Annotated in this window: 13 protein-coding genes and 1 riboswitch; of the genes, 1 reads left to right on the forward strand and 12 read right to left on the reverse strand. The window is 71.9% G+C overall.

Annotated features, from left to right (window positions below; all coding sequences use genetic code 11):
• Positions 1–68 precede the first annotated feature (68 nt).
• From E4099_RS18025 to rpsB, 9 genes are all read right to left on the reverse strand, one after another.
• On the reverse strand, positions 69–1,094 hold the full coding sequence (locus tag E4099_RS18025; protein ID WP_135340111.1) for an ABC transporter ATP-binding protein: 1,026 nt from the start codon (positions 1,092–1,094) through the stop codon (positions 69–71).
• Positions 1,095–2,717, reverse strand: coding sequence for an ABC transporter permease (locus E4099_RS18030; RefSeq protein ID WP_209446649.1), 1,623 nt, complete (start codon positions 2,715–2,717; stop codon positions 1,095–1,097).
• Between the two features lie 95 nt (positions 2,718–2,812).
• Positions 2,813–3,892 (reverse strand): thiamine ABC transporter substrate-binding protein, encoded by a 1,080-nt coding sequence (locus E4099_RS18035; RefSeq protein WP_135340112.1) that lies wholly within the window; start codon positions 3,890–3,892, stop codon positions 2,813–2,815.
• Positions 3,888–3,992: riboswitch (TPP riboswitch) on the reverse strand. Its footprint overlaps the gene before it by 5 nt.
• An 89-nt stretch (positions 3,993–4,081) precedes the next feature.
• On the reverse strand, positions 4,082–5,188 hold the full coding sequence (rlmN, locus tag E4099_RS18040) for a dual-specificity RNA methyltransferase RlmN (RefSeq protein ID WP_135340113.1): 1,107 nt from the start codon (positions 5,186–5,188) through the stop codon (positions 4,082–4,084).
• A 123-nt stretch (positions 5,189–5,311) separates the two neighbouring features.
• Entirely contained in the window at positions 5,312–6,439 is a 1,128-nt protein-coding gene (locus E4099_RS18045; RefSeq protein ID WP_135340114.1) for a phosphatidate cytidylyltransferase, read from the reverse strand.
• The gene (gene frr, locus E4099_RS18050) at positions 6,439–6,996 is read right to left on the reverse strand and encodes a ribosome recycling factor (RefSeq protein ID WP_135340115.1); all 558 of its coding nucleotides are present in this window, start codon (positions 6,994–6,996) and stop codon (positions 6,439–6,441) included. Before frr ends, E4099_RS18045 begins: the two co-directional genes overlap by 1 nt.
• A gap of 127 nt (positions 6,997–7,123) precedes the next feature.
• Positions 7,124–7,906 carry a UMP kinase gene (pyrH, locus tag E4099_RS18055; RefSeq protein ID WP_135340116.1) on the reverse strand — a complete coding sequence of 261 codons (783 nt, stop codon included), beginning with the start codon at positions 7,904–7,906 and terminating at the stop codon, positions 7,124–7,126.
• 156 nt (positions 7,907–8,062) lie between these two features.
• Positions 8,063–8,899, reverse strand: a complete 837-nt coding sequence (gene tsf / locus E4099_RS18060; RefSeq protein WP_135340117.1) for a translation elongation factor Ts — start codon at positions 8,897–8,899, stop codon at positions 8,063–8,065.
• A gap of 96 nt (positions 8,900–8,995) precedes the next feature.
• Positions 8,996–9,865, reverse strand: coding sequence for a 30S ribosomal protein S2 (gene rpsB, locus E4099_RS18065; RefSeq protein WP_135340118.1), 870 nt, complete (start codon positions 9,863–9,865; stop codon positions 8,996–8,998).
• Between the two features lie 1,250 nt (positions 9,866–11,115).
• On the opposite strand from rpsB, the gene E4099_RS35215 reads away from it, so the two are divergent.
• Entirely contained in the window at positions 11,116–11,490 is a 375-nt protein-coding gene (locus tag E4099_RS35215; protein ID WP_386389887.1) for a M23 family metallopeptidase, read from the forward strand.
• A 54-nt stretch (positions 11,491–11,544) separates the two neighbouring features.
• Here the strand turns inward: E4099_RS35215 and E4099_RS18075 are convergent, their stop codons facing one another.
• The 3 genes from E4099_RS18075 to dprA form a co-directional block, all read right to left on the reverse strand.
• Positions 11,545–12,084, reverse strand: coding sequence for a TetR/AcrR family transcriptional regulator (locus tag E4099_RS18075; RefSeq protein WP_135340122.1), 540 nt, complete (start codon positions 12,082–12,084; stop codon positions 11,545–11,547).
• A 91-nt stretch (positions 12,085–12,175) separates the two neighbouring features.
• Complete coding sequence (gene whiG / locus E4099_RS18080; protein ID WP_135340120.1) at positions 12,176–13,015, reverse strand: RNA polymerase sigma factor WhiG; 840 nt, start codon at positions 13,013–13,015, stop codon at positions 12,176–12,178.
• A gap of 135 nt (positions 13,016–13,150) precedes the next feature.
• Positions 13,151–14,440, reverse strand: coding sequence for a DNA-processing protein DprA (gene dprA / locus E4099_RS18085; RefSeq protein ID WP_135340123.1), 1,290 nt, complete (start codon positions 14,438–14,440; stop codon positions 13,151–13,153).
• Positions 14,441–14,448 lie beyond the last annotated feature (8 nt).

Consider the following 14,448-nt stretch of genomic DNA (forward strand, 5'->3'; position numbering starts at 1 on the left):
GCCCCGTGCCCCGTACCCCGGGTCCGCCGCCGGACCGCGTCCGCTCCCCGATGGCGGTGGGTCCGGGGTCAGGCCGCGAGCAGCACCACCTCGTCCGCGTCGAAGGCCACGCCCACCCGTGCGCCGCTCTCCGGGGCGGTGCGGAGCGGGCAGGTGGCCTCCAGACGGGGCGCGCCGGGCGGCTGGAGGATCAGCACCACATGGTCGCCGCGGAAGGTGCGGGCCACCACCTCGCAGCCCAGTCCCTCCCGCTCGGGCACCAGCCGCACCCCCGCGGGGCGGACCAGCAGCCGGCAGGGGCCCGCGGGGGTGTCGGAGGGCACCGGCACCTTGCCCCAGGGCGTGTCGGCCACCGCACCGTGCACCGTCGCCTCGACCACGTTGTCGAAACCGAGGAAGCGGGCCACGAACTCGGAGGCGGGCCGACGCCACACCTCCAGCGGGGTGCCGGTCTGCGCGATCCGCCCCTGGTCCATCACCACCACCCGGTCGCCGAGCGCGAACGCCTCGCCCTGGTCGTGGGTGACCGCCAGCACCGTGGTGCCCAGGCTGCCGAAGAGCCTGCGGAGCTCGACCACCAGCCGCTCGCGCAGCCCGCGGTCGAGTTGACCCAGCGGTTCGTCCAGCATCAGCACGCTGGGGCGCGGGGCCAGGGCCCGGGCCAGCGCGACCCGCTGCTGTTCACCGCCGGAGAGCGCGGCGACCGCCCGGCGCTGGGCACCGGGGAGCCCCACCAAGTCCAGGAGCTCGGCCACGGTGCGGTCCCGCTCGGCGCGCGGCATGCCGCGCATGCGCAGGCCGAACGCGACGTTGGCGCCGGCATCGCGCTGCGGGAAGAGCTGGTGGTCCTGGAACATCAGTCCCACGCCGCGGCGGTGGGTGGGTACGCCGGTCATGTCCTGGCCGGCCAGCCGCACCCGCCCGGCGTCCGTGTGCTGGAGTCCGGCCACCACCCGCAGCAGGGTGGACTTGCCGCTGCCGCTGGGGCCCAGTACGCACACCGTCTCGTGTTCGGCGACCTCCAGGTCGACGGCGTCCAGCGCCGCCCGCCCGCCGAAGCGCACGGTCACCTGCTCCAGGCGCAGCATCGCCATCTAGAACTCCCCCGCATGCTGGGTTCTGATCCGTTCCAGTACGAACAGCGAGACCGCGCACACCAGCATCAGGATGGTGCTCAGGGCCATCGCCTGCCCGTAGTTCAGGTCGCCGGCCCGGCCCAGGAAGCGGGCGACCGCCACCGGCAGCGTCGGGTTGTCGGGGCGGGCGATGAACACCGTGGCGCCGAACTCGCCCAGCGAGACGGCGAACGCGAAGCCCGCCGCGATGCCCAGCGCCCGTCCGACCAGCGGCAAGTCCACCTCGCGCCAGACCCGCAGCGGGGCGGCGCCCAGGACGGCGGCGGCCTCCCGCAGCCGGTGGTCCACCGCTCGCAGCACCGGCACCATGGTCCGCACCACGAAGGGCACTCCGACCAGGGCCTGGGCCAGTGGCACCAGCAGCCAGGAGGCGCGCAGGTCGAGCGGCGGTTCGTCGAGTGCGATCAGGAAGCCGAAGCCCACGGTGACGGCGGAGGTGCCCAGCGGCAGCATCAGCAGCGCGTCGAAGCCGCGCACCAGTCGGCCGCCCCGCTTGCCGCCGAGGGTCAGCGCGGCGGCGGCGAGGCCGCCGATCAGCAGGGCGATCAAGGTGGCCACCGCGGCGTAGCGCAGCGAGTTGCCGATGGCGTCGATCGGCGGGGTGAGGAACGCGCTGCCGCTGTCGGGGACCGAGCCGAGGGCGCGGTAGTAGTCGAGGGTGTAGCCGTCCGGCCCCTCGAAGGAGCGGCGCACCAGGACGCCCAGCGGCAGCAGGATCAGCAAGGCGATCTGTACGAGCACCGCGCCCAGCAGCGCCCACTGGCCGGGGCCTCTGGGGCGGCGCGCGGTGAGCGCCGGGTCCACCAGCCGCAGCGTGCTCTCCCGGCGCCGCACCGTCCGGGCGTGCACCATCAGCAGCGCGGCCACCGCGGCGAGCTGTACGAGGGTCAGCACCGCGGCGGTCGGCAGGTCGAGCAGTTGCGCGGTCTGCCGGTAGATCTCCACCTCCAAGGTGGCGTAGTGCGGTCCGCCCAGGATCTGGACGACACCGAAGGAGGTGAAGGAGAACAGGAACACCATCAGCGCGGCGGCCGCGACGGCGGGGGCCAGCGCGGGCAGGGTGACCCGGCGCCAGGCGGCGAGGCGGCCGGCGCCCAGCACCCGGGCCGCCTCCTCCTGGCGCGGGTCGAGCTGGGCCCACAGCCCGCCGACGGTGCGGACCACCACCGCGTAGTTGAAGAAGACGTGTGCCAGCAGGATGGCCCACACGGTGGTGTCCAGCCGTACGCCCCACAGCTCGTCCAGCAGTCCGCCGCGGCCCAGCAGGGCCAGGAAGGCGGTGCCGACGACCACGGTGGGCAGGACGAACGGCACCGTCACCACCGCCCGCAGCAACCGCTTGCCGGGGAAGGCGAAGCGGGCGAAGACATAGGCGCCGGGCAGTCCGAGGGCCAGGGTCAGCGCGGTGGAGGCGGCGGCCTGCCAGGTGGTGAACCACAGGACGTGCAGGACGTCCGGGTCCGTCACCACCTCGGTGAGGCGCCCCAGGTGCCAGTGCCCCTCGGATTTCAGCCCCCGGGCGGTGATCACCGCCACCGGGTAGCCGAAGAAGACCGCCAGGAAGACCACCGGCACGGCCATCAGGCCGCAGCGCACCGCCGCACCGCGCCGATCGCGCGGGCGCCGCACGGGGGGCACCGCGGGGGACGGGGCGGCGGTCTTCCCGGCGGGCGTGCTCACAGAACGAGGGAGGACCATGTCTTGACCCACGGATCGCGGTTCTTGGCGATCGTGTCGGGCGGCAGGGTGCCGGGGTGGTCCGCGGTGGCGCCGAACCGCGTGAACAGCTCGGGCAGCGCGGCGTCCTCGACGACCGGCTTGACGAACATCTTCAGCGGCATGTCCTCCTGGAAGCGCTTGCTGATCAGGAAGTCCAGCAGTGCCTTGCCGCCCGCCTCGTTCGGCGCGCCCTTGAGCAGTCCGGCGAACTCGATCTGCCGGAAGCAGGTGCCGGTGGCCACCCCGGTGGGGGCCTCCTTGGGCTGCGGCTTGGCGAACAGCACCTCGACCGGTGGGCTGGAGGCGTAGGAGACCACCAGCGGACGGTCGCCGTGGGCCTTCTTGCCCGCCGAGGAGCCGGAGAACCGGTCGTTGTACGCCTGCTCCCAGCCGTCGACCACCTCGACGCCGTTGGCCTTGAGCTTCTTCCAGTAGTCCTGCCAGCCCTGCTCGCCGTACTCGGCGACGGTGCCCAGCAGGAAGGCCAGACCGGGTGAGGAGGTGGTGGCGTTCTCGGTGACCAGCAGGTTCTTGTAGGCGGGCTTGACCAGGTCCACGAAGGTCCGCGGCGGGGCGAGCTTGTGGTCGGCGAAGTACTTCTTGTCGTAGTTGACGCAGATGTCGCCGGTGTCGACGGGGGTGACCCGGTGCTTGTCCCCGTCCTGCCGCAGCTGCTCCGGTATCCGGTCCAGGCCCTTGGCCGCGTACGGGGTGAACAGGTCGTTGTCCAGGGCGCGGGAGAGCAGGGTGTTGTCCACGCCGAAGAGGACGTCGCCCTCGGGACGGCCCTTGGTGAGCACCGCCTTGTTGACGGCGACCGCGGCGTCCCCGCTCGTGAGGATCCTCAGCTTGTAGCCGGTCTCCTTCTCGAACTCCCGCTGTACGGACTTGGAGACCGCGAACGACTCGTGGCTGACCAGGGTCACGGTCTTCTTGTCGCCGCTCTTGTCGGCAGAGCTGCCGCAGGCGGCCAGGGTGCCGAGGGTGAGCGTGCCCAGTGCGGCGGCACCGATGGCACGCCGAAGCCTGGTGTTCATGATGAGGCTGACTCCCTACGCCGGTATGACCCGGATCAGGTCCGAGGGTCTGCGGCCGTGCCGCACTCTCAGCGCTGTGTGCGCTCCCCTGTCGGAATGTTCATTTGTGCGGATGCACCGTATCAGCAGCCGGCCGCGCCCTCCCCCGTGAGCCCCTTCGGGCCTGGGGACGGGGCGACCGGCCGCGACTCAGCGCTCGGCCGCCGCCAGCTGTCCGCAGGCGCCGTCGATCTCCTGGCCCCGGGTGTCCCGGACGGTGACCGGTACGCCGTGCGACTCCAGCGCCGCGACGAAGGCCCGCTCGTCCTCCGGCCGGGAGGCGGTCCACTGGGAGCCGGGGGTGGGGTTCAGCGGGATCAGGTTGACGTGGACCCGGCGGCCCTTCAGCAGCCGGCCCAGCAGGTCGCCCCGCCATGCCTGGTCGTTGATGTCCCTGATCAGGGCGTACTCGATGGACACCCGGCGGCCGGACTTGGCCGCGTACTCCCAGGCCGCGTCCAGCACCTCGCGGACCTTCCAGCGGGTGTTGACCGGCACCAGGGTGTCCCGCAGCTCGTCGTCGGGCGCGTGCAGCGACACCGCCAGCCGGCACTTGAAGCCCTCGTCGGCGAACCGCAGCATCGCGGGGACCAGGCCCACGGTGGAGACGGTGATGCCGCGCTGGGACAGCCCCAGGCCGTCCGGCTCGGGGTCGGTGAGCCGGCGGATGGCGCCGACCACGCGGTTGTAGTTGGCCAGCGGCTCGCCCATGCCCATGAAGACGATGTTGCTCAGTCGGGCCGGGCCGCCCGGGATCTCGCCGTCCCGCAGCGCCCGCATACCGTCCACGATCTGGTGCACGATCTCGGCGGTGGACAGGTTGCGGTCCAGCCCGGCCTGACCGGTGGCGCAGAACGGGCAGTTCATCCCGCAGCCCGCCTGCGAGCTGATGCACATGGTCACCCGGTCCGGGTAGCGCATCAGCACCGACTCGACCAAGGTGCCGTCGAAGAGCCGCCACAGCGTCTTGCGGGTGGTGTCGTCGTCGCAGGAGATGTGCCGGACCACGCTCATCAGCTCCGGCAGCAGTTCGCTCGCCAGCTTCTCGCGGGACGCGGCCGGGATGTCCGTCCACTGCGCCGGCTGGTGGGCGTACCGGGCGAAGTAGTGCTGCGACAGCTGCTTGGCGCGGAAGGGCTTCTCGCCGATGGCGGCGACCGCCTCGCGGCGCTGGGCGGGGTCGAGATCAGCGAGGTGCCGCGGGGGCTTCTTGGCCCCGCGCGGCGCGACAAAGGTGAGTTCTCCGGGCTTAGGCATGGTCCTCCCAGTGTCGCAGACGCGACGGCAGGAGCCCGCCGCCCCGAGGCACCCTCCGCGCCCGAGGGGCCGCGGAGGGGCGGGACGGCGGGCTCCTGTAGGAGAAACCGCAGGCCGCGGAGGTTATCCCTGGCCGACGAAGACCACCAGCAGCAGCCAGACCACGGGGGCCGTGGGCAGCAGCGAGTCCAGCCGGTCCATGATCCCGCCGTGCCCGGGCAGCAGCTTGCCCATGTCCTTGATGCCGAGGTCCCGCTTGATCATGGACTCGCCCAGATCGCCCAGGGTGGCGCTGACGGCGACCGCGAGACCCAGCAGCACGCCCTGCCACCAGGCTCCGCCCTCGATGGCGTACTGCATGCACAGAGCGCCCGCGATCATCGCGAAGAGGATGGCCCCCAGCAGCCCCTCGCGGGTCTTGCCGGGGCTGATGCGGGGGGCGAGCTTGTGCTTGCCGAAGCGCCAGCCGACCGCGTAGGCACCGGTGTCGCTGACCACGGTCAGCACCAGGAAGGTGAGTACCCGCCGCGGTCCGTCGTCGGCGGCGAGCATCAGGGCCACGAAGGTGGCCAGGAACGGCACGTAGAACGCGGCGAAGACGGCGGCCGTGACATCCCGCAGATAGTTCTCCGGCGGCTCCGTCATGCGCCAGACGAGCACCGCCAGCGCGGTCAGCGCCACCGCCACCCAGGCGCCTTCGGCACCCCGCAGATAGCCGGCCACCACCATGGCCACGCCGCCGACCGCCAGCGGGATCAGCGGGACGCTGATCTCCTTGCGCTCGGCGAGGCGCGAGGTCAGCTCCCACAGCCCGACCACCACCGCCAGCGCTATCACGCCGAGGAAGACCGGCTTGTAGACGAAGAGCGACAGGACGATGACCGCGCCCAGTCCGACGCCGACCCCTATCGCGGCCCGCAGATCGCGGCCCGCGCTCTTCTTGGCGGGTGCGGCCGGTGCCGGCTCGGACTCCGCCGCCGGCGCGGTGCCGGGTGCGGAGGACGGCTCGGCGGGTCGCTGGTGCGGCCGGTGCGCGGGCCCCGGCTCATCGCGGTACGGGGGGCCGCTCGGCCGAGCGGCCCCCCGGTCACGATCGTCCTGGTCTCCGCCAGCGTCGGGCACGATGGGCATGGGGCGAGTCTGCGCCGCTTCGCCCACGGTGTGCGCGGGACCCGCCGATATGGCGGACCCTTGGTCGGTGGGGCCCCGGTATCCGGCGCGTGGCGGAGCCCCCCAGGATGAGTCGTTCATCAGACCTCGAGCAGCTCGGCTTCCTTGTGCTTGAGCAGCTCATCCACCTGGGCCACGTACTTCGCCGTGGTGTCGTCGAGCTCCTTCTCCGCGCGGCGGCCCTCGTCCTCGCCGACCTCGCCGTCCTTGACGAGCTTGTCGATCGACTCCTTGGCCTTGCGGCGGACGCTGCGGATCGAGATCTTCGCGTCCTCGCCCTTGCCCTTGGCGACCTTGATGAACTCCTTGCGGCGCTGCTCGGTGAGCTCCGGGAACACCACTCGGATGATGCTGCCGTCGTTGCTCGGGTTGACGCCCAGATCCGAGTCGCGGATCGCCTGCTCGATGTTGCGCAGCGCGCTCTTGTCGAACGGGGTCACCACGGCCATCCGCGGTTCCGGCACCGAGAAGGACGCCAGCTGGTTGATCGGCGTCATCGCCCCGTAGTAGTCCGCCACGATCTTGTTGAACATCGCCGGGTGCGCACGGCCGGTGCGGATCGCGGCGAAGTCCTCCTTGGCGACCACGACGGCCTTCTCCATCTTCTCCTCGGCCTCGAGGAGGATCTCTTCGATCACCACTTGCTCCTGGTGTTATCAGTAAGCAGAGCCTCGCCCCTGCGTGCGTCTACCTGCACGGTGTCCGACCGGCAGGCCGTTGTCCATCCCCGTAACGAGCTGTCCGGCACGCCGGGTGACGGTGCCGTCAGACCCGGGTGCCCTGATCGCTCACAAGCGTGCCGATCTTCTCACCCTTGACCGCGCGAGCGATATTGCCCTCGGCGAGCAGTTCGAAGACCAGGATCGGCAGCTTGTTGTCGCGGCACAGGGTGATGGCGGTGGCGTCGGCCACCTTGAGGTCCCGGGAGATCACCTCGCCGTACCCCAGGGCGTCGAACTTCACCGCCTCCGGGTTGCTCTTCGGGTCGGAGTCGTAGACCCCGTCCACGCCGTTCTTGCCCATCAGCAGCGCCTCGGCGTCGATCTCCAGTGCACGCTGAGCCGCGGTGGTGTCGGTGGAGAAGTACGGCATGCCCATGCCGGCGCCGAAGATGACCACACGGCCCTTCTCCAGGTGGCGGACCGCCCGGAGCGGGATGTACGGCTCGGCGACCTGGCCCATGGTGATGGCCGTCTGGACCCGCGAGTCGATGCCCTCCTTCTCCAGGAAGTCCTGGAGGGCGAGGCAGTTCATCACGGTGCCGAGCATGCCCATGTAGTCCGAGCGGGCCCGGTCCATGCCGCGCTGCTGGAGTTCGGCGCCGCGGAAGAAGTTGCCGCCACCGATCACGATGGCGATCTCCGCTCCGTCCCGCACCACGGCGGCGACCTCACGGGCGATGGCGTGGACGACGTCGGGATCGACGCCGAGTCCGCCACCGCCGGCGAACGCCTCCCCGGACAGCTTCAGCAGAAACCGACGGCGCTTGCTGGTGCCGTCGGCAGGCTTGACGTCGGCGGCTGGTGTGGCGTCCGCGCCCTGATTCATTGGAGATCTCCTCGTGCACATACGAAGAAGGCCACTGCCGGATGGGTCTTCGACCTCTACGGCAATGGCCTCCTCGTCACATCTGCGGCCGACCGGTTGACGGCTGGCTGCGTACGACCCTAGCGGGGCCGTACCTCATTCGCTGCCCTGCTGGGCTCAGGCGCCGACGCGGATGCGCTGGAAGCGCTTCAGCGAGACGCCGGCCTCGGCCAGCACCTTCTCGACGGTCTTCTTGTTGTCCTTGGCGAACGGCTGCGCGAGCAGCGTGTTCTCCTTGAAGAAGCCGTTGACGCGACCCTCGACGATCTTCGGCAGGGCAGCCTCGGGCTTGCCCTCCTCCTTCGCGGTGGCCTCGGCGACACGGCGCTCGTTCTCGACGACCTCGGCCGGGACGTCCTCACGGGAGAGGAACTTCGGCGCGAAGGCGGCGATGTGCTGCGCGATGTCCTTGGCGACCTCGGCGTTCTCCTTGTCCAGCTCGACCAGGACGCCGACCTGCGGCGGCAGGTCCGGGCTGGTGCGGTGCATGTACGCGGAGACGTAGCCGTCGGTGAACTGCGCGAAGCGGTCCAGGACGATCTTCTCGCCCAGCGTGGCGTTGGCCTCGTCGACGAACGCCTGGACGGTCTTGCCGGCCTCGATCTCGGAGGCGAGCAGCGCCTCCAGGTCGGCCGGGGAGGACTTGGCGACGTGGGCGGCCAGGGCCTCGGCGACGGCCACGAACTTCTCACCCTTGGCGACGAAGTCGGTCTCGCACTTGAGCTCCAGCAGCACACCGGCGGAGTTGTCGTCGGCGATCAGGGAGACGACGGCGCCGTTCTCGGCAGTGCGGCTCTCGCGCTTGGCCACACCCTTCTGGCCCTTGATGCGCAGCAGCTCGACGGCCTTGTCGACGTTGCCCTCGGCCTCGTCCAGCGCCTTCTTGCAGTCCATCATGCCGGCGCCGGTGAGCTCACGGAGCTTCTTGACGTCAGCGGCGGTGAAGTTCGCCATGGTCTGTGAATCTCTTCTCGAAAGTCTCGGGTTCGATGCTCTACGGGTGGACGGCGGGGGCTCCTGCCCCCGCCGTCGACAACCACGAGGTGGGCGTCAGGCCTGCTCGGCCTCGGCGGCCGGGGCCTCCGCGACCGGGGCCTCCTCGGCGGGCGCCTCGGCCGGCTTCTCGGCGGCCGGCTCCTCAGCCTTCTTGTCGCCCTCGAGCAGGTCGCGCTCCCACTCGGCGAGCGGCTCGCCGGCGGCCTTCTCGCCCTTGCCCTCACCGGCACCACCGGAGCGGGCGATGAGGCCCTCGGCGACGGCGTCGGCGATCACGCGGGTGAGCAGGGTGACGGAGCGGATCGCGTCGTCGTTGCCCGGGATCTTGTAGTCGACCTCGTCCGGGTCACAGTTGGTGTCCAGGATGGCGACCACCGGGATGCGGAGCTTGCGGGCCTCGCCGACCGCGATGTGCTCCTTCTTGGTGTCCACGATCCAGACGGCGCTCGGCACCTTCTGCATCTCGCGGATACCACCGAGGGTCTTCTCCAGCTTGGCCTTCTCGCGGGAGAGGACCAGGAGCTCCTTCTTGGTGAGGCCGGAGGCGGCCACATCCTCGAAGTCGATCTGCTCGAGCTCCTTGAGGCGCTGCAGACGCTTGTAGACGGTGGAGAAGTTGGTGAGCATGCCGCCCAGCCAGCGCTGGTTGACGTACGGCATCCCGACCCGGGTCGCCTGCTCGGCGATGGCCTCCTGGGCCTGCTTCTTGGTGCCGACGAACATGATGGAGCCGCCGTGCGCGACGGTCTCCTTGACGAACTCGTAGGCGCGGTCGATGTACGACAGCGACTGGAGCAGGTCGATGATGTAGATGCCGTTGCGCTCGGTGAAGATGAAGCGCTTCATCTTCGGGTTCCAGCGGCGGGTCTGGTGCCCGAAGTGGACGCCGCTCTCCAGCAGCTCCCGCATCGTGACGACGGCCATGGCCGTACTCCTTGAGGTACTCGGTTCCGCGACGGCCGGGCGGCCGCCGCTCCTGACGCCCCCGCGTGCCTGCCACGGGAAGCCGGAGGACCTTCCGAGGACCGAGAGACGCGGCCACCGAGCTGCCCGAGGGGCTGATGCATCGGTGGCGGGGCGTGCGAAGTCGACCCGGTGACCCGGATCGCCATAAGAAGTGTACGGGACGGGTGCGGTGCCGGGTGACGGCGATATCCACAACCCGGGAGTTGTCCCCAGATCTCGGACAAGATCCCCCGAGTGGCACTACCGCGCGTCACGGTTGGGCCATGCGACAGCACACAACGCGAACGGACACGGCCCCGCTGACGGGCCTGCGACGACTCATCCGCCGGCCGACCGGGCCGACCGGGCCCCGGGCGACGGGCCCGTCCGGGGGAGGGCGCACCCTGCGGTGGCGCCGTCCCGCGGGCGACTGGCGCGGGTTCCGCCCGCCGAGGTGGGGACGTCCACCGCGGTGGTTGACCGACCGGCCACCGTGGTGGGGAGACCGGCCACGGTGGTGGGGAGCCCGAGCGGGGTGGTGGCAGGCCCGTCCGCAGTGGCGGCGGGCCCGGCCACGGTGGTGGGGAGCCCTCCCACGGTGGTGGCGGGCCCGGCCGGCGTGGTGGCGGTGGCCGGGCTGGCTGCCCGGTCCCTCCGGACGGGGTCGATCGGGCCGGGCCGGGGTGGCCGTGCCGGTGGCGGGGAGGCTGGCCGCCGGCCTGCTGGCGGTCTGCGTGGCGATCCCTTCCTCGGGGGTGTGGACCTGGGCTCGGCAGGAGCGTCCGTCAGCGCCTCGGGCGCGGTCCGCCTCCCTGGAGCGCCCGCTGCCGGGCAGCGCCCCCGGGGAGTCCGTCGCCCCTGGGGAGTCCACGGGTCGTGGGGAGCCGATCGGTCCCGCAAGGCCCACCGGCCCCGGAGAGCCGACCGGCCTCGGGAACCCCACGGCACTCCGGGAGCCCCTCGCCCCCGGGCAGCCGGACCGCCTGGAGGCACCGGGCCTCATGGTGGGGAGGCGGACCGCCGACCCGGGGACGTCCAGGACGGTGACCCGCGGCGTCGGGGCGGGGGCGCCGAGCGCCGGTCCGCGGCCGTCACCGCGACCCCCGGCGCGACCCCCCAACGAGGGGGAGCGGGCCTGGCCGGTGGCGGGCGCGGCCGGAGCCCCGCGCCCCCGCGTACTGCGGGCCTGGGATCCACCGCCGCAACCGTGGGCGGCGGGGCACCGCGGGGTGGATCTGGCCGCACGGCCGGGCGCCGCGGTGCGGGCCGCGGCGGCGGGCCGGGTGGTGTTCGCCGGGACGGTGGCCGGACGGGGAGTGGTCTCCGTGGAAATCGCCGGGAGCGGGGACCCGCCGCTGCGGACGACCTACGAACCGGTGCGGGCCGCGGTGGCCAAGGGCGACCGGGTGGCCGCCGGGCAGGTGGTGGGCTCGGTGGCGGCCGGCCCCTTCCACTGCCCGGCCGGCTGTCTGCACTGGGGGCTGCGGCGCGCGGACCGCTATCTGGATCCGCTGTCCCTGCTGCCGCCGGCGATGCTCCGCGGCGGGCCTTCCCGGCTGCTGCCGGTCTTCGGGATCCCGGAACCCGAAGGGAGCGGTGGGTGAGTGGCGAGCCGGGGCGTCCACCCCCCGTCCGGAGGTCTTCCAGATCGACCCGCGTCAGCCCCGTACGCCGCGGAGCGCCATGGTGACGGCGGCCTCGGTGATGCGCTCCGGGGACTCGGCCGCGCCGAGTTCGATCCGGCGCACGGCCGCGTCCACCACGCCCTGCAGCAGGTTCGCGGCGAGCCGGGGCTGGTCGTGGCCGAGAGCGCCGAGAGCTTCGACGACCATGACGATCAGCCCGCCGTGCGCGGCGCGGATCTTCTCGCGGGCCCCGGCGTCCAGCTCGCCCGCGGAGATGGCCACCACGGCCCGGTGGCGGCGGTCGCCGACGAGGGCGAGCTGCTGCCGGACATACGCTTCGATCTTGCCCTCGGGGGTGCCGGCGCGGTCCATGGCCGCCTCCACCTCGGCGGCCCAGACCGGGAAGTCGACGACACACAGCTCTTCGACCACCGCGGCCCGGGAGCGGAAGTACTCGTAGACGGAGGAGCGCGCCAACCCGGTGCGCTCGGCCAGGGCGGGAAAGGTCAATGCCTCCGTACCGCCTTCCGACAGCAACGACCGGGCAGCGTCCAGCAGGGCAGCGCGCTGCATCGTCCGGTGCTCGGCTACTGAGGCCGCTCGAATCCTGGGCACATGAACACTGTACGAAAGAGGCGGGGCGAGCCGGGGACGGAGGGACGATTCAGCGTCCGACGTCGGCCAGCTTCGCGCGGAGCTGGAGCACCGACTTGGTGTGGATCTGGCTGACCCGGCTCTCGGTGACCCCGAGGACCTGCCCGATCTCCGCGAGCGTGAGCCCCTCGTAGTAGTAGAGGGTGACGACGGTCTTCTCCCGGTCGGGGAGGGTGTTGATGGCCCGGGCGAGAAGCCTGCGCAGCTCGCGGTCCTCGGCCACCTCGACGGGGTTGTCGGCGGCGGTGTCCTCCAGGGTGTCCATCAGACTGAGCCGCTCGCCGCCCTCCCCGCCGACGTGCAGCAGATCCTCCAACGCCACCACGTTCGCCAGCGACAACTGACTGAAAACCCCGTGCAGTTCATCGAGCCCGATGTTCATCTCGGCGGCCACCTCCGCCTCCGACGGGGTCCTCCGCAGGGCGGCTTCCAGCCTGGCGTAGGCGCGCTCCACCTCACGGGCCTTCTGGCGGACCGAGCGCGGGATCCAGTCCAGCGCCCGGAGTTCGTCGATCATGGCGCCGCGGATCCGGGTGATGGCGTAGGTCTCGAACTTGATGGCCCGTTCCGGCTCGAACTTCTCGATGGCGTCGATCAGGCCGAAGACGCCCGAGGACACGAAGTCCGCCTGCTCGATGTTGGACGGCAGGCCGACGCTCACCCGGCCGGCGACGTATTTGACCAGCGGGGAGTAGTGCAGGATCAGCTGCTCCCGCAGTCGCTCGTCACCGGTGGCCTTGTACGACCGCCAGAGCTCTTCGAGGGTGGCGGGGGCGGCTGGGCGCACGGTGCCGGCGTCGTCAGCGGTTGCCGCTGCCGTGCGGTCAGACCCGGAGGTGTGCTGGGGCATTCGTCGCCTTGAGCCGTTCTGCTGTGAAGGGGGTGGGATGGTCGAGCGGACCCGCTCCTGTCGACCACTTCGCTGACATGACATGGCAAGAGTCCCGCCGTAAGCGAGGAATGTCGGTTTGGTGTGCGGATACGGTCATCGCCCCAACTCTTTCACCCGATTGCCCCAAATCGATGGATTGCCTCGTCGTACGGCGCCGTCATCGCCGTTGATACGGCTCAACTGCCAGCTGTCGCCCTTCCGTTCGACGAATCCCAGGACGAGCAGCTCATGGAGTCGCTGCTGCGCCTCTTCGCGGCTGGTCCCCGCCTCCCGGGCCACGTCGGACGGTGCACTGCCGCCCTGTGCCGACAACGCCTCCAGCACGCGTGCCGTCACGGGGTTCAGCGTGTCGCGTGCGACCAGCGGCCCTCGGCGCGCCGGGGCGAGCTCCCCGATCCTGCCCACCAGCTCCACCACTTCGGCCGCGTCGGTGACCAGCACCGCCTCGCCCCTGAGCAGCTCGTGCACCCCGGCGGACAGACCGCTGGTGACGGGGCCCGGTACGCCCATCGTGGCGCGCCCCAGCGCCAGCGCGCGGCGGGCGGTGACCAGCGAACCGCTGCGGTACTGGGCCTCGATCACCACCGTTCCCCGGGTCAACGCGGCGATGACCCGGTTGCGGAGGACGAAGCGGCCGCGGGTCGGATGGGCTCCGGGCGGCAGCTCGGCAACGACCAGGCCCTGCTCCGCGATGCGCTGGATCAGCGCGGCGTGGGCGCGTGGATAGGGCAGGTTCACCCCGGAGGCCAGCACCGCGACGGTCGCCCCACCGGCTGCCAGCGAGCCCCGGTGCGCGGCGGCGTCCACCCCGTGCGCCGCGCCGGACACCACCACCCAGCCGCGCTCGGCGAGCCCGGCCGCGAGGGTGGCAGCGACGTGCGCGCCGTAGTCCGTGCAGGCCCGCGCCCCCACCACCGCGACCGAGCGCAGGGCCCACAACCGCAGGGACGGTGCGCCCCGCACCCACAGCCCGATCGGCCGGGCGTCCCGTAGGTCGTCCAGCTGCTGGGGCCAGTCCAGCTCGCCCGGGCAGACGAACCGTCCGCCGAGCCGCCCGACCGCCGCCAGGTCCGCAGCCGGATCGAGTCCCTGCGCGCGCAGCGCACAGCCGGCCAGCCGTTCCCGGGAAGCGCCCTTCGGTGGCGGCGCCCCGCCGGTCAGTGCCTGGTACAGCGCCACCGGCCCCAAGGTGCGCAGCCAGCGCCCCACAGTCTCGTCGCCGGGCTCCACCAGCCGGGTCAGCGCCGCCCGGGCCAGCCGCTCGTCCTCCGCCACGGGTCCACCTGGTCCCCCGCCCGCGAGGAATCCGCCTCCCGGCTCCGCCGCACCAACTCGTCCGGCGGCCCCGCCCCCGGCGGCTCCGTCCGGCGAAGCCCCACCCACGGTGACCC

The organism is Streptomyces palmae (assembly GCF_004684805.1).
Classification (GTDB): Bacteria; Actinomycetota; Actinomycetes; order Streptomycetales; family Streptomycetaceae; genus Streptomyces; species Streptomyces palmae.

Bases quoted from the DNA above. Each gene is read 5' to 3' on its own strand.
- E4099_RS18045 (WP_135340114.1), bottom strand. From the start codon at position 6,439: ATGAACGACTCATCCTGGGGGGCTCCGCCACGCGCCGGATACCGGGGC.
- E4099_RS18075 (WP_135340122.1), bottom strand. From the start codon at position 12,084: ATGCAGCGCGCTGCCCTGCTGGACGCTGCCCGGTCGTTGCTGTCGGAA.
- E4099_RS18035 (WP_135340112.1), bottom strand. From the start codon at position 3,892: ATGAACACCAGGCTTCGGCGTGCCATCGGTGCCGCCGCACTGGGCACG.
- whiG (WP_135340120.1), bottom strand. From the start codon at position 13,015: ATGCCCCAGCACACCTCCGGGTCTGACCGCACGGCAGCGGCAACCGCT.
- tsf (WP_135340117.1), bottom strand. From the start codon at position 8,899: ATGGCGAACTTCACCGCCGCTGACGTCAAGAAGCTCCGTGAGCTCACC.
- E4099_RS18025 (WP_135340111.1), bottom strand. From the start codon at position 1,094: ATGGCGATGCTGCGCCTGGAGCAGGTGACCGTGCGCTTCGGCGGGCGG.
- pyrH (WP_135340116.1), bottom strand. From the start codon at position 7,906: ATGAATCAGGGCGCGGACGCCACACCAGCCGCCGACGTCAAGCCTGCC.
- rlmN (WP_135340113.1), bottom strand. From the start codon at position 5,188: ATGCCTAAGCCCGGAGAACTCACCTTTGTCGCGCCGCGCGGGGCCAAG.
- E4099_RS18030 (WP_209446649.1), bottom strand. From the start codon at position 2,717: ATGGCCGTGCCGGTGGTCTTCCTGGCGGTCTTCTTCGGCTACCCGGTG.
- rpsB (WP_135340118.1), bottom strand. From the start codon at position 9,865: ATGGCCGTCGTCACGATGCGGGAGCTGCTGGAGAGCGGCGTCCACTTC.